Genomic DNA, 16,521 nt, shown 5'->3' on the forward strand with positions numbered 1-16,521 from the left:
CGGCGTGGGGTCTCCCGTGCTTGTCCTCCGCGTGCACCGGGAGGGCCGCTCGCCCGGTTTCGGGAAGCATCCGTCGTACACCGGACGGACACCCTGATCGGCCACTTGGCGCCGTGCCGCATCCGAACCAAGTGGCCTGTGGTCGCGGGGGAAGCCCCGGAGCCAGAGGCAGATGTGGCTTGAGGGCGGGTTCTCGACCGCCAGGCCGCGCCCTAGACTGCGACCGCTCCGAAATCTGGCGATCTTCTGGAGGGTGTGCAGGATGAACCGAGCTCTCATGACCGCATTGGCGGCGACAGCGTTGGTCGTGTCCGGGGGCAGCACCACCGCCTCCGCTTCCGATGCCCCGCCGCGCACCACGCACGGTCCTTGCCAGTACACCGAGACCCCGGACGAGCCGGCGGCGCGGCCGGTTCCCCTGCCGCGCGATCCGCGACACACCCCCAGCCACGGCACGGTCGATGTGGCTGTCCGGACCAGCCAGGGCCCGCTCCCGCTGCATCTGGACCGGGCGAAGGCGCCGTGCACGGTCCAGAGCTTCATGCACCTGGTTCAACACCGTTTCTACGACCGTACGGTGTGCCATCGGCTGACGGCGTATCCGACGCTGAAGGTCCTGCAGTGCGGCGACCCGACCGGCACCGGCGAGGGTGGGCCGGGGTACAAGTACAAGGACGAGCTGCCGGTGGACCTGCCGCCGGCGCCGAGCGATCCGACCGGCGCCCGCCGCCTCTACGGGCGCGGCTTGCTGGCGATGGCCAACGCCGGGCCGGACACCAACGGTTCGCAGTTCTTCGTCGTCTACGGCGACTCCGCACTGCGACCGAACTACACGGTGTTCGGCACGGTCGGCGCCGCCGGCCTGAAGACGCTCGACAAGGTCGCTGCCGGCGGTATCGAACCAACTGCGGAGGACCCGGCGCCTGTCGACGGCACGCCCGCGCTGCCGACCGAGCTGCTCAGGGTCCGACCCTCCTGCCGACCCTGACGAATTGTGGCGCGGTCAGCGCGGTCCAGCTGCGCGACTGGCCGCGCCACGGTGATACCTGGCACGGCGATGACGGTGTCACTGGCCTCGGGGAACGGGCCGCGGAGGATGCGGAGGTGCCCGAGCTTCGCAACAGGCGGTCGGCTGGGCCAGTGAGGTTTCAGATGTGCTGCGTCAACTACCGCCTGGGGCATTCCTGAATCATCTTGTTCGCCGTACGAGGCCTTGGCGGAACGCGCCTGTACGGCGGGGGACGGTCTGCCCCCTTCGCTCTCGTGGAACGCCGTGGAAACCCGGTCGAGTTCCATCCGGGCGAGCCGTAGCCTGGTCGGCATGGCCCACGCCAAGACCTCCTATGTCTGCCTGCCCTGTCGCGCCTCGTACAAGCAGCCTTACCTCGGTGACCACGACCGGATCTGCCCGCGCTGTGCCGAGCCGTTGATTCACGTGGGTTCCGCCTTCGCAGCGCCGCGCCGACGCGACACTGCTGCCTGGCGGACCCTGTCGGTACTTCTGCATGCGGGTGTCCGCTTCCACAAGAGTTGCTGCGGAGGCCCTGGCTATCGTCCGCGCACGCTCAGCGAGGTGCGCGAGCGGATGGCGTACGCGCGAAGGACCGGTGAACCGTTCGCGCGTGCATTGGTGCGCCAGGAGTTGCCGTAGCCCTTGGCGCACCGGGGCAGGCTCGCTCGAAGTTTTTCACGCTTTCGGGCTGCCGGTCCTCTGTCACTACGGGATCGTGCGCCTACGCATCGAGGCCCTGCAGAACTCCTCAGCTTCCGTCGTGCTCTTCATCGTTCACCCATCTGGTGCGCTGGCTTGCCACTGCCCTGTACGGGTACGAGGCGGAAGGCCGTACCGCCTTCGTCCGCGCGTGCGCCAACCGGAGTGTCCATTCCGGCCCCCGGTTCAAACGCCGTGGATCCGCTATGAAGTACGCGCCGATCTTCACCTTGGCCTACTCAGCAGGCCTTGTCCCACCACCAGCCGCCGGGGATCATGACCGCGTGCAGCGCAAAGACACGAAGGCCGTACGGGTCCCACGCGGTGCTCCGAAGAAAGCCGGTGGACCGCCCGGCGCGCTGCAGGCATGATCCACTCTGTGGACATCACGTACCTTGAGACCGAGCGCCTGACCCTGCGCCGCTTCACCAGCGACGATGCGGACCTGCTGATCGAGTTGGACAGCGACGCCGCGGTGATGCGCTATCTGACCGGGGGGCATCCGACCGCCCCCGACATCGTCCGCGAGCAGCACCTGCCGAACATCATCGCCGGATACGAGAGATGGCGCGGCGATCTCGGACTGTTCGCCGCGTACGAGAAGGACGGCGGCGCGTTCATCGGCTGGTTCTGCCTGCGTCCCGAGCCTCAGGGCCCGCTGGACGAGGCCGAACTCGGCTACCGGCTGAGGCAGGCGGCTTGGGGCAAGGGGTATGCCACCGAAGTCTCCCGGGCTTTGCTGGGCAGGGCGTTCACGAGGCTTGGCATACGCATGGTCTGGGCGGAGACGATGGCCGTGAACCACGGTTCACGCAACATCATGGAGAAGCTCGGGATGACTCTCACTGCCACCATCCTCACTCCTCCCGACATGGAGATGGTCGAAGGCTCCGAACACGGGGGCGTGCGGTACGAGATCACCAAGGAGCAGTGGCTGCAGCAGTAGCCAGGGGGGGTGTACGGCCGGGTCGTGAGCTACTGCTCTCCCGCGTCGCCCGCGCTCGTCCCGAACAGCTGTCGTCCTGTCAGGCCGGCGCCTGACGGGAGCGGCGGACTCATCAGCGGTCGGCGTGGCGAAAGCGTGCCCACAGGGGCAGCGCGTACCAGCACGTCAGGTACCAGAGCAGGACGGCTCCCACGAGCCAGGGTACGAGGGCGTTGTGAGTGGCGACCCTCAGCACGAGCAGCAGCGAGGAGACCATGGTGGCCAGCAGCAGGAGCAGGCCGACGAAGGTCAGGCGGGACGCGAGTCGTACGGCTTGAGGTTTGACCTGCTGCCCCGACACCAGGCGGTGCAACGACACGGGTCCGATGAGGGCACCGGTGGCGCAAGCACCGAGCACTACGGTGACGATGTAGATGACCTGCTCGACCTGGCCCAGCTCCGTGTACTTGGGTGTGAAGACCACAGTGAGCAAGAACCCGAACAGGATCTGCACGCCGGTCTGCGCGACGCGGACCTCCTGAATGAGCTCGCCCCACTTCCGGTCGGCGCGCTCATCCTCGGTCTCGTCGCGCCCGGTACGTCTCTCCGCATCAGTCATGGACTCCGGATAGCCGCTCACGTGATCACTCAAACGCCTCGATGCGCCGGGCCGGCATCAAGAGCCGTGGGGCTGCTCACGGCTTGAGGACGACCTTGCCTGCGACGGTGCCGGACTCGGCCAGCCGCAGGGCTTCGGCGACGTGGGTGAGCGGGAGTTGCGCGGCGATCTGGGCGGTGACCTCTCCGCGCCTGAGGGCGTCGAAGACCTCGGTGAGGTCCGTGCGGAGCCGGGCGCGGAACCGGTTCTTGGCCAGGGACCGGCCGGCCCAGACGTTGAAGAAGTAGGCGCTACGGCGATTCGGCAGCGCGTTCCACAGCCACACCCGCAGTAGCAGCTTGAGGACGGGCCACTGCTTGGAACCCTCGTCGTCACGGGTGGAGGCGCTGCCGTAGGAGACGAGCGTGCCGCCGGGGGCGAGCAGGCTCCAGGAGCCGACGATGCCCCGGCCGCCCACGTGGTCGAAGACGGCGTCCACGCCGCCGGGGGCGAGTGCCCGGATCCGTGCGGCGACGTCGTCGCCGCGGTAGTCGACAGGTACGACGCCCCGTTCGCGCAGCGCGTCGTGGTGGCGTACGGACGCCGTGCCGATCACGCGCGCTCCCGCCGCCTGGGCGAGCTGGACCAGGACCGACCCGACACCACCGTTGGCGCCGTGCACCACGACGGTGTGCCCCGCGCGGACATGGGCCTTGCGGTGCAGCATCTGCCAGGCGGTGATGCCGTTGACGACGAGGGTCTCCGCCTCCGCGGCACCGATCCCGAAGGGGACCGGCACCGTGTCCGCCGCGTCCACGAGCACGTGGCTGGCCCAGCCCCCGACCTTGACCAGTGCGGCGACCCGGGTGCCGGCGAGGGCCGGATCGACTCCCTCGCCGGTCGCCAGCACTGTGCCGACGAGGTCGTAACCGGGCACGAAGGGGAAGGGCGGCTGGTCGTAGTAGCGGCCGCGCCGCATCTGCTGTTCGGCGAAGGAGACGCCGGTGGCCTCCACCCGCACGACGACCTGGCCCGGGCCCGCGGTGGGGACCGCTCCGTGCCGGATCTCCAAGCCCTCGGGCTCGACCTTGCCCGGCAGTACGACCTCGACGAGTCCTTCGGCGTTCATGGTGACCTCCGCTGCGTCCGCGTCCGAAGCCGTTACTTGGCTTCGTGTTCGTTAGAAGTTGTAACTGACCGACGGGCGGAGAGTCAATAGCTTCAGTGATAACCTCTAACTGGAACTTGCGGGCACTGCCGCAACGGAGCGGAAAGGTGCAGATCAGTGGCGGATCAGGACACGAAGACCCCCCGCGAGCGCTACCGGGCCCAGGTGCGTGCGGAGATCAAGGAGCGCGCGTGGGAGCAGATCGCCACCGCGGGCGCGTCCGCGCTCTCCCTCAACGCGATCGCCAAGCAGATGGGCATGAGCGGACCTGCGCTGTACCGGTACTTCGACGGCCGCGACGCGCTGATCACCGAGCTGGTCAGGGACGCCTACCGGGGCCTCGCCGACACCTTCCGCGCGGCCGCGGGGGCCGGCCCCGACGTACGCGCGCTGTCACACGCCCTGCGTGAATGGGCACTGCAGGACCCGCAGCGCTACTTCCTCGTCTACGGCACGCCGGTTCCCGGCTACCACGCGCCCGACGACATCACCGCGATCGCGTCCGAGATCATGTCGACCCTCCTGGACGCCTGTGCCGCGCTGCCGTCGGTCGGCCCGGCGGTGCCGTTCCAGGCGCACCTCGAGGAGCACCGGGTCTGGGCGGACGGCCATCCCGCGACGCCCGCGGACCTGCACCGGGCCCTGGCCTTCTGGACCCGGCTGCACGGTGTGCTGTCCCTGGAACTCGCCGGGCACTTCGCGGGGATGGGCTTCGACCCCGCGAGGTTCTTCGCCGCCGAGGTGGACGCCTTGGTCGGCGGCCCGCAGGCGGGCTGAGCGCCCGGAGGCCGCTCCCACCTGCGGAAAGCCGTCGCGGCGGTGCGTATATGCCCCGTACTTCATGAAAGTAACTCACGTTTCGTGGGCTTGCGTGGCGGCGGTAGGGGCACCTGATGGCCAGGAGGTTGATAGATATGGTTCCCCTGCTTCTGGTTCTTCTGCTGGCTCTGATCCTGTTCGGTGCGGGTTTCGCACTGAAGGCGCTGTGGTGGATCGCGGTGATCGTGCTGGTCGTGTGGCTGCTGGGCTTCGTCGTCCGTACGGCGGACAGCGGTGGCCGTAAGGGCCGTTGGTATCGCTGGTAGACGAGGAACGCCGGCGCGAGGAGCGCCACGCGAGCACGAGTGGGCCCGGCCGACCTGGCCGGGCCCACTGGCGTAAGGAGGCGCCCTGCTCGGTCAGTTGCACTTGACGGGTGAGGCCCGGTGCCGTGTCATCGTGGAAGGCGCAATCACGGGAGGCCTGATGGCGACAGAGGGGCACGACGAGCCCGATGCCGAGCCCGCGGCCGACACTCCGAAGGCTCGGTCCGAGCAGGGCAGTTGGGCTGCCGACAACGTACCTCTGATCGTCCTGGCTCTCATCGTCGTGGTGCTGGGGATCGCGGGCGGGATGTCCAACGACAACGTCACCTGCCCCGGCGGAGCGTCTAGCTGCGGCGTTCCCTGAAACACGCCATCGCATTCGGTGGGGGCTTCGTGGACTGGGTCGCCTTTACAGGCTGACGACGACCAGGGCGGAGTCGTCTGTGACGCCTTCGGCGGGGATCAGGTCGTTGATCACGGCGTCGGCGAGTGCTTCGGGGTGAGTGAGTGCTCTGTGGCGGGCGAGGGCGTCGGTGAGCCGGCTCAGCCCGGTGTCGATGTCCTGGTGGCGGCGTTCGATGAGGCCGTCGGTGTAGCCCCAGCGGTGCAGGATCAGCTCCTCGCGCATGTGCTCGGCGAAGAAGGGCGCTGCGGCCGCAGCGATCTCGGTGAGGTGTTCGCAGCGGCTGAGAAGCGCCGACCAGAGGTCGACATCAGACATCCGCCGGTAGAGGGCCTCACGTTCGAAGCCTCTTGTCTCCACCGGCGTCCCGGCGAGGAACGCCTGTAGCACCCGTGCCAGTTAAAGGGAGCCAGCTCCGGCAGGGTTGCGTCGACCCGGGAGGGAATCATGGGGCATGGGTGGCCAAGGCGGTGACCGGGGCAAACCAGCGCGCGTCCGAGCAGCGCTGTTGGCCTACGCGACGTCGCAGCTTGCGACCGCAGATCATGCCGCCTGTCGATGCCGCGCTCGCACATGGGCAGGCGCCCGCTGGAGGCCCGTTTGAGGTGAATCGAAACCTCCGGCCCGGCTGGCATGTACCGTGCAATTCGCCGGATCTGTACGGCAGTACCAGCAATCACCAGATAGGTAGGGGGAGTTGCGCATGGGTGCATTACGGACTGCGACATCGCTCGTCACCACGGGGCTGACCGTGTCGGCCGTCGCGCTGACCGGCACGCCTGCTCAGGCTGCGGGTGCGACCAACATCCGCGTCTTCAACTCAAGTCACTGCCTCGACAGCGACGTCGACAACGCGGCGCGACTCCAGATGTGGAGCTGCGACAGTGGTTCCGACGAGAAATGGTTGACGGAGAACTGGGGGAGCGGAAGGTACCGCTTCATCAACCAGCGGACCGGATACTGCGTCACCGCACCTCCCGGCGCCGGGTCGATCACGCTGTCGATCTGCGACCCCGCGACGAGCACCCGGCCGTCCCAGCTCTGGCGCGTCTACGCCACACGGCCCGGGGCGCCGAACGTGGCGGTCTGGCAGAGCACGCAGAGCTACCTGTGCCTGACCACCCCGAGCGTTGCCAATCGCACGATCCCGCAAGCCGCTTCCTGCGACACAGCCGATCAGTACGACTGGTGGCAGCAGCAGTAGTCAGGTGGTGGCAGCAGCGGTAATCAGGGTCGGTCGGGAGAAGCTGGCTTCTGCCGTGTCGGGCCTGGCGGCACGCCGGGTGACGGGGCGCCCCTTCGGAGAGGTGATCCGCCCGCACGTGAGGCCGCCAGGACGCATCTGCGCCGGCGAGCGCCGGTCGCCGCGGGCCCCGGTAAGGCGGGACCACCGGGAGCGTGGGCGTTCACGATCCCCGACGCCCCCCGGTGCACGGGCCGCCCGGAGACTGAACCGAGGGCCGGACACCTGCCAAGTGGTTGAAGCGGCGATCTTCTCCGCAACCTGGAAACATGGGACAGGACTCAGCTCGGGCCACGTCGTCCGCGTCACCGATCCCGGACGACCTTTTTTCGCCTATGTCCACGACCAGCCTGGTTCTCGCACACGCCACCCCGGACCTCCGCAGCGGGGCCCGGTGGCTACCCCTCGCCCTGGTCCGCCGGCCCGGCGATCGACCGAAACCTGTTCAGTGGAGCACCCCACACTGCTCCTGGACACGTTCCGTCACTGCCCGGACTCTCACCGTGCAGAGCCCCAGAGCGACGGTACACAGCGCCCACAGGACACGGACCTGACAGGAGGCGATGGGAAGATGCGCTCCGAAACCCCAGCCGCGGAGACCTGTGATCCAGCGGCCGATACCGAAGGAAAACTGGCCGATGTCCTGGCCGGGGTCCTGCGCACCGAGCACGTACCCGTGGACGGCGACTTCTTTACCGAGCTCGGCGCCGATTCCATGGTGATGGCGCAGTTCTGTGCCCGCGTACGTAAACGCGACGACCTCCCCACCGTGTCGATGAAGGACATCTACCAGCACTCCTCGATCCGAGGCCTGGCCACGGCCTTCGCCGACAGCGCCTCGGCACGGGCACCCGCCACCACCGACGGCACGGCGGACTCCCTGACCGACCCGCCCGGCGCCGAGACCGAAGGGCAATTGGCCGACATTCTGGCCGGGGTCCTGCGCGCCGAGCACGTACCCGTGGACGGCGACTTCTTTACCGAGCTCGGCGCCGATTCCATGGTGATGGCGCAGTTCTGTGCCCGCGTACGTAAACGCGACGACCTCCCCACCGTGTCGATGAAGGACATCTACCGGCATTCGACGGTGCGCTCCCTGGCCGCCGCGTTCCCCCGCTCGGCGGCGAACGTCCAGTCACCGGCAGCCGCCCAGACACCCACGCGATCTTCCTCGCCCGTCCCGGCGGGGCCCGACCGCGACTCCGAAGAGCCCCGACCGCCGGCAGGCGCGCGGCAGCACGCGCTCTGCGGGACCGCACAGCTCCTGGCCTTCCTCGTGTTCTCCGCCCTCGGCGCCACGATCACCGTCCTCGGCTACGAGTGGGCCGTGGAGGGCACGGGCACGGTCGGTGTCTATCTGCGGGCGGTCCTCTGCAGTGCGGTCTTCTTCCTCGGTGTCTGCGCGCTGCCCATCGCCGCCAAGTGGCTGCTCATCGGCCGCTTCACCCCGCGCAGGATCCCCATATGGAGCGCCGCCTACTTCCGCTTCTGGTGCGTCAAGTCCCTCATCCGCACCAGCCCGGTGCGTCTGTTCACCGGGTCACCGCTCTACGCGCTGTACCTCAGGGCGCTCGGCGCGCACATCGGGAAAGGCGTCACCATCCTGACCCGTACCGCGCCCGTCTGCACCGACCTGCTGTCCATCGGTGACGGCACGGTCGTCCGCAAGGACGCGCTGCTCTCCTGCTACCGGGCGGACGGCGGCTGGATCGAGACGGGGCACGTCGTGCTCGGCAGGGACGTGACGGTCAGCGAGCAGGCCGTCATCGACATCGGGACGTCGATGGGCGACGACTCCCAGCTGGGCCATGCCTCTTCTCTGCACTCGGGGCAGACGATCCCGGCCGGTCAGTCATGGCACGGCACGCCGGCGCAGCCGACGACCACGGACTTCCGTGCCGTCGAGCCGGTTGCCTGCAGGGCCCGCCGCAGGGTGCTCTTCAGCCTGTCGCAGTTGCTCGGCCTGGTGCTGGTGTACCTGCCTCTGACGCTGGCCGGAGCGAGCCTCGTCCTCACGGCGGTGCCCCGGCTGAACACGGTGTTCACCCCGGGACCGCTGGCCTTCACCCATCCCACGTTCTACGTCGAGGCGCTCTTCGCGTCACTCGTGGCCTTCTTCGGCGGCATCGTGGTGGGCCTGCTGATGGTGAGCACCCTCCCCCGGCTGCTCGGCCTCGCGATCGAGCCCGGCAGGACGTACCCGCTCTACGGCATCCACCACAGCCTCCAGCGCACGATCACCCGGCTGACCAACGTCAAGTTCTTCACCACGCTGTTCGGTGACAGTTCCGCGATCGTGCACTACCTGCAAGGCGTCGGCTACGACCTGTGCCGGGTCCAGCAGACCGGATCCAACTTCGGCTCGCTCGTCAAGCACGACATCCCCCAGCTGAGCACGGTCGGCAGAGGCACGATGATCGCCGACGGACTGTCCATCATCAACGTCGACTTCTCCAGCTCGTCCTTCCGTCTCACCCCCACCTCCATCGGGCCGAGCAACTTCCTCGGCAACCGCATCGTCTACCCCACCCGCGGCCGGACCGGTGAGAACTGCCTGCTGGCGACGAAAGTCATGGTCCCCATCGACGGGCCAGAGCGCGAAGGCGTGGGCCTGCTCGGCTCCCCCTGTTTCGAGATTCCCCGCTCCGTGATGCGAGACGCCCGCTTCGACCATCTGGCACACGGTGACGAGCTGCGCCGTCGCCTCGCCGCCAAGAACAGGCACAACACGCTCACCGCGAGCATGCACCTGCTGGTGCGCTGGGTCCACTTCTTCGCTCTCACCCTGATCACCATGGCGGCGATCGAGCTCTACCACACCATCGGCGTGGTGTCGTTCGTGCTCGCCTCCCTGCTCACCTGGGTGTTCACCGTCGTCTACTTCACGCTCGTCGAGCGGACCGTGATCCACATCCAGCCGGTGAAGCCGCTGTACTGCTCGATCTACGACCCCGACTTCTGGCGGCACGAACGCTTCTGGAAGCTCTCGTCCCACCACTACATGCACGTCTTCAACGGCACACCGTTCAAGCCCATGGTCTGGCGCCTGCTCGGCGTACAGATGGGCCGCCGGGTCTTCGACGACGGCTGCATCATCACCGAACGTACCCTCGTCCACCTCGGAGACGACTGCACCCTCAACGCCAACTCCGTCATCCAATGCCACTCGCAGGAGGACGGTGCCTTCAAGTGCGATCGCGTGTCGATCGGCGCGGGCGTGACCCTGGGCGTGAACACCCTTACCCACTACGGCACCAGGATCGGCGACGGGGCGCGGCTCGACGCCGACACCTTCCTGATGAAGGGCGAGGAAGTCCCGCCCCTGGCGCGGTGGGAGGGGAATCCGGCGCGGGAAGCGGCTGCGGTCGGCAAGGGATAGAACCGTCGGCGATCCCGCTGGAGAGGTCGCCTGTCACCGATGTGGCGCGGCTGGGGGTCCCGGCGAGGCGCCTGCCGGCATCGACGTGCTCCGCTCCCGTCTCGAGGGCCCCCTTCCTCGCCTCCTCCGACTTACTGAGTACGGCGTGGCGCCCGCCCCCCGAGGGGGAGGGGGAGGGGCGGGCGCTGTTTCCCGCGGTGGCTTCACAGCATGGCGATGGAGCTCGCCCGGCCGTTCGTGGCGTCACCGACGTAGGAGGTGGCCTGCCGATACTCCTGGTGGAAGCCGGCGGTGTTCGGGGCGTCCCTCAACTCCCGGCCGACAGGGGGGCGTCGGTGATCCGGCCGTTCGTCGACGCGGCGTTCGCGTGCGCGGCGCGCCCACAGACCGTGCGTTGTCCTGGACGGCCGGTTCCAGGGTGCGAAGGCGGTGGCTGGTCCCGACCGATTGGGAGGTGTCACCCGTCGCCGCCCGCGCTCGTGCACATGGGGCGGGGGCGCGGGCGGGCGGTGCGGTGTGTCAGCCCTTGAGCTTGTCCGTGTCCATGACCTCGCCGGCGGGCGGGGCCGTGACCGTGACCGGCTCATTGAAGGCGGAGAAGTCGAACGAGCCGGGCTCCTTGCCGCCCTTGACGGTCATCCGGAGTGCGTAGGGCTCGCCCTTGGCGGCTACGAGGAGTGTCTGGGTCGCGGCGCCGTCCTTCCCGGTGAGCGTCACGGCGGGCGTCCCGTTGACCTCGGTGTCTTCCTTCCGGGTCAGATGGCCCTCCTTCTCGTCCTTCTCGAACATCGTCTCGATGTCACAGAAGGGGAACTTGTCGTCCGCCTTCGCGTCCTGCGCGGGCATCTTGAACCAGCGTCCCTTGAGCATCTCGACGAGAGCGTCGGTGTCCTTGGACGAGGAGCCGTCCTCGCCGCCCATCTGCTGCCAGAACTTCTCGTCGCCCTTCATGTAGGCGGCGTCGCCGACCTGACGGATCTCCGCGGACGCACCGCCGGTGGTGAAGGTCCCCTGGCAGTCGCCCTTCTTGGCGACGGCGAAATCGAAGGTCATGTGCTGGCCGTCGGTGGACATGGCGCCCTTGACCTTGAACGAGTCCAGCTTCGCCATCGCCACGCGGGCCTGCTCGGAGATCTGAGCCGCACTCAGTCCCTTGAACGCCTCCGCGGTGGCCGAGTTGGAGTCGCCTGACCCCTTGCCGTCGGCCTTCTTCTCACCACCACAAGCCGTGAGGGCCATCACCGCCGTCGCGCACAGACTCGCCGCTGCCATGAGAGTTCGCTTGCTCATATTTTGTTTCCCCTTAAACAAGACAGTCCGCTCGTCGGACTCGGGGGAGACCCCAAGGGATGTGAGGGCCGACGGGTGATCCCCCTCACATCAGGCCGGATTGCGGCACCGGACCGCGTCGAGTTCCCTGAGGGCTTCGACCATCCGTCGGTCAGGGCGCGAGCGAGTCGACTCAAGAGCCGCCTTGCCGGCTTCGGCACCTGTGCGTCGACGGTGAGAGAGAGGGGGGCGCGGTGGAGGCGGGGAGAGAACCGTTCCTGATGTGTGTCGAGGATGTCTTCGACACACATCAGGGGCGGACGGTCCTGGTGACGGGGCGGATCGAGCGCGAGCGGGTTCGCGAGGGCGACGAGGTGGAGATCGTCGGCTTCCACGGCGGCACGGTCCTCCCGGTCGAAGGCGTCGACGTGTACCGCCGTCGCGTCGCCGAGGCGCGGGCGGACATGAACGTGGGCCTGTCGCTGCCCGGCAAGGCGTCGGGATCGGTCGCACGCGGACAGGTGCTGGCAGCGCCAGGCTCGGTCGGCGCCCATGCCCGTTTCACGGCGGACATCGCGCTGCCGGCCGACGACCACGGCGGTGCCGAAGTACGCACCGGTGAACGTCTGCAGTTCCATTTCCGTGCCGCTGTGGTGCGCGGAGCTGTCACGCTTGCCCCGGGCACGGACGTGCTCCGCCCCCTGCACGGAGGAACGGTCACGGTCGCGCTGGAGCAACCGGTCGCCCTCGAAGAGGGCCAGCCGTTCGCCTTCCGGCACCACGGCCGGGCCGCCGGCACGGGGATCGTGACCCGGCTGACCCACTGACCGCCCGCGCGTCACCCGGCGTGGTGGACGGTGCCCGCCACCCTCCGGGCGCGGAGACAGGCCGAGGCGCGCCGTCAGTCCACCCGCCAGGATGCTTCACCGGCCCGTGGAGCAGGCGGCGGCTGCGGCACCGTCTGAACGGAGCGCGTGCGCCGCAACCACCGGAGCTGCTCTGGACCCCCCGCCTGCCTTCCTCGCCGCGCCCCCACGCCGACTGCGCTCAGCGGAGCCGAGAAGCCGGCGCGCTGCGGCGGTCGGCCGTGTGCGGGCCCCTGGCATTGGTGGCTTGGTCCCACCGTGGCGGTACGGCGACGACAACGCCGCCGTGCCCCTGGTCCTGGGGCCATCCCTGGACCAGGGACAGCGGGCCCGCCCGAGTCTCCCGGGCCCGCTGCGCTGCGGCTCCGTCCTCCCCGACGCCTGGCCGCTCGGCGTGCCCGTGGGCCCGCATGCTCTCCCGGGTACCGCAGGTCAGCGATCGGTCGGCTCCACGTAGGGCAGCAGGTCGTCCGCTCTGCGTTCCATCAGGATCGGCAGGTGGGTGGGCGCACGTGCGTACTTGAACTCTTCGTACGCGGTCCGCACTGCCTTCCGCACCAGGCCCGGGTCCACCTGCGGATGTGCCTTCAGCAGCCGCTCGGCGACATGGCGGGTGAGCGCTGCTTCCTCTGATTCCGTCGCCATGCGCCCGCCCTCCTCGGCGTCCTCTCCTCAGTTTCGCGGTGAAGACCGCATCGGGTAAGTCGATCTTTCGCCGCTTCGCGTGGCGACCGGGCCGTGCTGGGCCGAACCGCCGCAACCACCAGGGCCTCCTTGTCGATGCCCGGCGGCACCTGCATGCCCGCTGAAAACCCCGCACCTTCGGGGAGCGGCGCTGTTCTGTGCGCGGCGGCGGGTGGAAGGCTTGGTGGATGGCCTTTCGACCGTCGTTGGAACTCCGGCGAGCGCGGCACCTTGGTCACGTGCCCGCGCTGCTGGTGATCCCACTCGGAGTGATCGTCGCGACCTGTGTGGTGGATGTGCTGGCGCCGCCGCACATCCACCTCGGCCCGCTGCTGGTCGCGGCGCCGGCGATCACCGTGGCGTTCGCAGGTGCCCGCGTGACGGCGCTGATGGGAGCGCTGGCGGTGACGGCCCAAGTGCTGATCGGTGTGCTGAGAGGGACTCTGACCACCGCCAACGTCCAGGCGCAGATCGCCGCTCTGCTCGTCGTCTCTGCCGTCTGCGTCAGCATCTGCATGGTGCGGGACCGGCGCGAGCGCCAACTGCACCAGGTGCGGTCTGTCGCCGAGGCGGCGCAGAGTGTGCTGCTGCGGCCACTGCCCGCCCACGCAGGCCCGCTTCGGATCGCCGGTCTGTACATGCCCGCCGAGGAGGAGGCCGATCTGGGCGGAGACCTGTACGCGGCCGCACGGACCGACCACCACAGCACCCGGCTCCTCATCGGCGACGTGCGTGGCAACGGGCTCGGCGCGATCAGCAACGCCGCCCTCCTGCTCGGCGCCTTCCGCGCCGCCGCCCACCGGCAGGCCACCCTGCCCCGCCTCGCCATTCACCTGGACGCCGCGTTCCGCTGGGACACCAGCCAGTGGCGGCCGGAGGAAGAGCAGGACACCGACGAGGACTTCGCCACCGCGATCCTGCTCGACATCCCCGACCACGATCCGGTCGTTCACCTCGTCAACTGCGGTCATCCACCGCCGCTGCTCCTGCGAGGGACGCGCGTCACCACCCTGACGCCCGAGGTGACCCACCTGCCGATCGGATTCGGGGAGCGCTTCGGCTTCGCCGCATACGACGTCCAGACGTTCCCGTTCGAGGTCGGCGACCTGCTGATCCTCTACACGGACGGCGTCACCGAGGCACGCGATGCCGACGGACTCTTCTATCCGTTCGCCGCACGGGCGCCCGAGTGGTCCGAGGACGACCCCGACGCGTTCCTGCGCCATCTCCGAGACGACCTGAAGACTCACGTACACGGACACCTCGACGACGACGCGGCCGTAGTCGCCGTCCGACGCCTGGCAGTCTGATTTTCGCTCCGCGCGGGATCCGGGTCACCGGCGCCGAGACACCCGCGACAGACCTCCGGCGGCCCTGCCGCGCAGCCGTCCGGCACCCGCCCTGCGGCGACGGACAGTCCTGCGGCGGGGGCTGCGGTGGGCCTGGACCGTCCGCCTTGCGGGCCACCACAGCGGGGGGCGATCCTGAGAAAGAGGCATGCCAACCCACCGTATGTACCAGCGCAGGCGGCTGCGGGCTTTCGACCGCGGCGCGCCGCGCAGGGAGCGGGTTCTGATGAGGCTTGTCGTCGATCTCAATCGGTGTCAGGCGTACGCGCAGTGCGTCTTCCTCGCCCCGGACGTCTTCGCCCTGCACGGCGACGAGGGGCTGCTGTTCTCGCCCCGTTTCGACGAGGGGCTGCGTGACCGAGTGGAAGCGGCCGCGGCCGCATGCCCGGTCCAGGCCATTCTCGTCGACTACTCGGACAAGCCGACGGAGGGGGTGCAGCCCCGTGTCGGCTGACACCGACGTCGCAGCCTTGCGCCGGGACGGCCGGATCGTCGTCGTGGGCGCCTCCCTGGCGGGCCTGCGTGCCGCGGAGACCCTGCGCGAGCAGGGCTTCACCGGATCACTGACCATGATCGGTGACGAGCCGTACGAGCCCTACGACCGGCCGCCGCTGTCCAAGCAGGTGCTGCTCGGGCGGGCCCGGGCCGAGGACACGCAACTGCCGCGGCGGCGTGACATAGACGCGCAATGGCGTATCGGTGTTCCCGCCGAGGGCCTGGACAGGGACGCCAAGCAGGTACGCCTGGCGAACGGCGACACCGTCGGCTACGACCGCCTGTTGATCGCCACCGGCACCAGGGCGCGCCCGTGGTTCCACCCGGAACAGGCGGAGCTGGACGGGGTGTTCGTCCTGCGAACCCGTGACGACTCCGCACGCCTGAACCGGAAACTGACCAGCGGACCCGCTCGGGTGCTGGTGATCGGCGCCGGCTTCACCGGCTGCGAAGTCGCCTCTGCGTGCCGCGAGTTGGGCATCGACGTCACGGTGGCCGAACGCGGCCCGGCGCCCCTCGTGGGCGCACTCGGCGGTGTGATCGGCGCGGTCGCGGACCGGATGCAGCGCAGGAACGGCGTCGACCTCCGGTGCGGCGTCAGCGTCACGGCCCTGGAGGGCGACGAATCCGGTCGGCTCAGGCGTGCTCACCTGTCCGACGGCACGGCGATCGACGTTCAGGTGGCGGTCGTCTCCCTGGGCGCCCTGCGGAACACCGAATGGCTGGCCGGTTCGGGGGTGGCCGCGGGGCCAAGGGGCATCGCCTGCGACGCGGGATGCCGGGTGTTCGACGTCAACGGCATCGTCACGGACGACATCTACGCCGCCGGGGACGTCGCACGCAGTCCGCACCCGCTGTTCGACTACCAGTTCCTCTCGCTGGAGCACTGGGGCAACGCCGTCGAGCAGGCGGAGACAGCGGCCCACAACATGATCTGCGCGGGCCCCGATCGGCGCCCGCACCTGTGGTTGCCGATGTTCTGGTCCACCCAGTTCCGCGTCAACATCAAGTCCGTGGGCATTCCCTCGATGGGCGACCAGATGGTCATCGCCCAGGGGACGCTCGCCGAGGAACGCTTCGTCGCCGTGTACGGCTACCGGGGCCGGGTCATCGCCGCGGCGTCCTTCGACGGAGCCAGATGGCTGGGGTTCTACGAGGAGCAGATCGCCGCCGCCGCCCCGTTCCCACCGGACTACCGCCTGGTCGACCGCCGCACCAGCACCCTGCCCGTCATCGACCCCCAGTTCCCCGACCCCCACCTGCCCACCCACGGGCCCACCGTCACCCTCACGGGCCACTCACCGAGCGAACGGCGGGTCAAGTTCGTGCCGTCGCACGCCTGATCC

The 16,521-nt window shown here is 69.1% G+C and carries 16 protein-coding genes and 1 pseudogene; 12 read left to right on the plus strand and 5 right to left on the minus strand.

What is annotated here, in order from left to right; all coding sequences use genetic code 11:
• Window positions 1-277: 277 nt before the first annotated feature.
• The 3 genes from N8I86_RS34545 (at window position 278) to N8I86_RS34555 (ending at window position 2,657) form a co-directional block, all read left to right on the plus strand.
• Window positions 278-988, plus strand: coding sequence for a peptidylprolyl isomerase (locus N8I86_RS34545; protein ID WP_241840828.1), 711 nt, complete (start codon window positions 278-280; stop codon window positions 986-988).
• Window positions 989-1,321: 333 nt separating this feature from the next.
• On the plus strand, window positions 1,322-1,651 hold the full coding sequence (locus tag N8I86_RS34550; RefSeq protein ID WP_073891983.1) for a deoxyxylulose-5-phosphate synthase: 330 nt from the start codon (window positions 1,322-1,324) through the stop codon (window positions 1,649-1,651).
• Between the two features lie 439 nt (window positions 1,652-2,090).
• Window positions 2,091-2,657, plus strand: coding sequence for a GNAT family N-acetyltransferase (locus N8I86_RS34555; RefSeq protein ID WP_263279597.1), 567 nt, complete (start codon window positions 2,091-2,093; stop codon window positions 2,655-2,657).
• A gap of 112 nt (window positions 2,658-2,769) precedes the next feature.
• Here the strand turns inward: N8I86_RS34555 and N8I86_RS34560 are convergent, their stop codons facing one another.
• Window positions 2,770-3,255 (minus strand): DUF6328 family protein, encoded by a 486-nt coding sequence (locus N8I86_RS34560; protein WP_073891980.1) that lies wholly within the window; start codon window positions 3,253-3,255, stop codon window positions 2,770-2,772.
• A 76-nt stretch (window positions 3,256-3,331) separates the two neighbouring features.
• Complete coding sequence (locus N8I86_RS34565; protein ID WP_263279598.1) at window positions 3,332-4,363, minus strand: medium chain dehydrogenase/reductase family protein; 1,032 nt, start codon at window positions 4,361-4,363, stop codon at window positions 3,332-3,334.
• 156 nt (window positions 4,364-4,519) lie between these two features.
• Here N8I86_RS34565 and N8I86_RS34570 point away from each other — a divergent pair, with 156 nt between their 5' ends.
• From N8I86_RS34570 to N8I86_RS34580, 3 genes are all read left to right on the plus strand, one after another.
• Window positions 4,520-5,179, plus strand: a complete 660-nt coding sequence (locus N8I86_RS34570) for a TetR/AcrR family transcriptional regulator (protein WP_073890636.1) — start codon at window positions 4,520-4,522, stop codon at window positions 5,177-5,179.
• Between the two features lie 137 nt (window positions 5,180-5,316).
• Window positions 5,317-5,487, plus strand: coding sequence for a DUF5670 family protein (locus N8I86_RS34575; protein WP_011113206.1), 171 nt, complete (start codon window positions 5,317-5,319; stop codon window positions 5,485-5,487).
• Between the two features lie 160 nt (window positions 5,488-5,647).
• The gene (locus N8I86_RS34580) at window positions 5,648-5,851 is read left to right on the plus strand and encodes a hypothetical protein (protein WP_263279599.1); all 204 of its coding nucleotides are present in this window, start codon (window positions 5,648-5,650) and stop codon (window positions 5,849-5,851) included.
• A gap of 45 nt (window positions 5,852-5,896) precedes the next feature.
• Here N8I86_RS34580 and N8I86_RS39630 read toward each other — a convergent pair.
• Window positions 5,897-6,082: pseudogene (locus tag N8I86_RS39630) on the minus strand (SpoIIE family protein phosphatase); the annotation flags it as partial.
• Between the two features lie 511 nt (window positions 6,083-6,593).
• Here N8I86_RS39630 and N8I86_RS34590 point away from each other — a divergent pair.
• Together N8I86_RS34590 and N8I86_RS34595 are read left to right on the plus strand one after the other, a co-directional pair.
• Window positions 6,594-7,094 (plus strand): RICIN domain-containing protein, encoded by a 501-nt coding sequence (locus N8I86_RS34590; RefSeq protein ID WP_073890618.1) that lies wholly within the window; start codon window positions 6,594-6,596, stop codon window positions 7,092-7,094.
• A gap of 610 nt (window positions 7,095-7,704) precedes the next feature.
• The gene (locus N8I86_RS34595) at window positions 7,705-10,512 is read left to right on the plus strand and encodes a Pls/PosA family non-ribosomal peptide synthetase (RefSeq protein ID WP_263279600.1); all 2,808 of its coding nucleotides are present in this window, start codon (window positions 7,705-7,707) and stop codon (window positions 10,510-10,512) included.
• Between the two features lie 519 nt (window positions 10,513-11,031).
• On the opposite strand, the gene N8I86_RS34600 is transcribed toward N8I86_RS34595, so the two are convergent.
• On the minus strand, window positions 11,032-11,802 hold the full coding sequence (locus N8I86_RS34600) for a hypothetical protein (RefSeq protein WP_263279601.1): 771 nt from the start codon (window positions 11,800-11,802) through the stop codon (window positions 11,032-11,034).
• Between the two features lie 260 nt (window positions 11,803-12,062).
• Here N8I86_RS34600 and N8I86_RS34605 point away from each other — a divergent pair, with 260 nt between their 5' ends.
• Window positions 12,063-12,608, plus strand: coding sequence for an EF-Tu C-terminal domain-related protein (locus tag N8I86_RS34605; RefSeq protein WP_263279602.1), 546 nt, complete (start codon window positions 12,063-12,065; stop codon window positions 12,606-12,608).
• Between the two features lie 471 nt (window positions 12,609-13,079).
• On the opposite strand, the gene N8I86_RS34610 is transcribed toward N8I86_RS34605, so the two are convergent.
• Complete coding sequence (locus N8I86_RS34610; RefSeq protein WP_263279603.1) at window positions 13,080-13,292, minus strand: three-helix bundle dimerization domain-containing protein; 213 nt, start codon at window positions 13,290-13,292, stop codon at window positions 13,080-13,082.
• Between the two features lie 227 nt (window positions 13,293-13,519).
• On the opposite strand from N8I86_RS34610, the gene N8I86_RS34615 reads away from it, so the two are divergent.
• The 3 genes from N8I86_RS34615 (at window position 13,520) to N8I86_RS34625 (ending at window position 16,518) form a co-directional block, all read left to right on the plus strand.
• Complete coding sequence (locus tag N8I86_RS34615; RefSeq protein ID WP_263279604.1) at window positions 13,520-14,641, plus strand: PP2C family protein-serine/threonine phosphatase; 1,122 nt, start codon at window positions 13,520-13,522, stop codon at window positions 14,639-14,641.
• 265 nt (window positions 14,642-14,906) lie between these two features.
• Window positions 14,907-15,134: a ferredoxin gene (locus N8I86_RS34620; RefSeq protein ID WP_073891974.1), complete on the plus strand. Its 228-nt coding sequence runs from the start codon at window positions 14,907-14,909 to the stop codon at window positions 15,132-15,134.
• Window positions 15,124-16,518, plus strand: coding sequence for an NAD(P)/FAD-dependent oxidoreductase (locus N8I86_RS34625; RefSeq protein ID WP_073890608.1), 1,395 nt, complete (start codon window positions 15,124-15,126; stop codon window positions 16,516-16,518). Before N8I86_RS34620 ends, N8I86_RS34625 begins: the two co-directional genes overlap by 11 nt.
• The last annotated feature ends 3 nt before the right edge of the window (window positions 16,519-16,521 follow it).

The sequence above is a fragment of the Streptomyces albidicamelliae genome (assembly GCF_025642175.1).
In the GTDB taxonomy this organism is placed as follows: Bacteria; Actinomycetota; Actinomycetes; order Streptomycetales; family Streptomycetaceae; genus Streptomyces; species Streptomyces albidocamelliae.

Excerpts from the sequence above, each read along its gene's own strand:
- N8I86_RS34600 (WP_263279601.1), bottom strand. The coding sequence starts at position 11,802 with ATGAGCAAGCGAACTCTCATGGCAGCGGCGAGTCTGTGCGCGACGGCG.
- N8I86_RS34615 (WP_263279604.1), top strand. The coding sequence starts at position 13,520 with ATGGCCTTTCGACCGTCGTTGGAACTCCGGCGAGCGCGGCACCTTGGT.
- N8I86_RS34595 (WP_263279600.1), top strand. The coding sequence starts at position 7,705 with ATGCGCTCCGAAACCCCAGCCGCGGAGACCTGTGATCCAGCGGCCGAT.
- N8I86_RS34560 (WP_073891980.1), bottom strand. The coding sequence starts at position 3,255 with ATGACTGATGCGGAGAGACGTACCGGGCGCGACGAGACCGAGGATGAG.
- N8I86_RS34550 (WP_073891983.1), top strand. The coding sequence starts at position 1,322 with ATGGCCCACGCCAAGACCTCCTATGTCTGCCTGCCCTGTCGCGCCTCG.
- N8I86_RS34620 (WP_073891974.1), top strand. The coding sequence starts at position 14,907 with ATGAGGCTTGTCGTCGATCTCAATCGGTGTCAGGCGTACGCGCAGTGC.
- N8I86_RS34605 (WP_263279602.1), top strand. The coding sequence starts at position 12,063 with ATGTGTGTCGAGGATGTCTTCGACACACATCAGGGGCGGACGGTCCTG.
- N8I86_RS34590 (WP_073890618.1), top strand. The coding sequence starts at position 6,594 with ATGGGTGCATTACGGACTGCGACATCGCTCGTCACCACGGGGCTGACC.
- N8I86_RS34610 (WP_263279603.1), bottom strand. The coding sequence starts at position 13,292 with ATGGCGACGGAATCAGAGGAAGCAGCGCTCACCCGCCATGTCGCCGAG.
- N8I86_RS34545 (WP_241840828.1), top strand. The coding sequence starts at position 278 with ATGACCGCATTGGCGGCGACAGCGTTGGTCGTGTCCGGGGGCAGCACC.
- N8I86_RS34580 (WP_263279599.1), top strand. The coding sequence starts at position 5,648 with ATGGCGACAGAGGGGCACGACGAGCCCGATGCCGAGCCCGCGGCCGAC.
- N8I86_RS34575 (WP_011113206.1), top strand. The coding sequence starts at position 5,317 with ATGGTTCCCCTGCTTCTGGTTCTTCTGCTGGCTCTGATCCTGTTCGGT.
- N8I86_RS34565 (WP_263279598.1), bottom strand. The coding sequence starts at position 4,363 with ATGAACGCCGAAGGACTCGTCGAGGTCGTACTGCCGGGCAAGGTCGAG.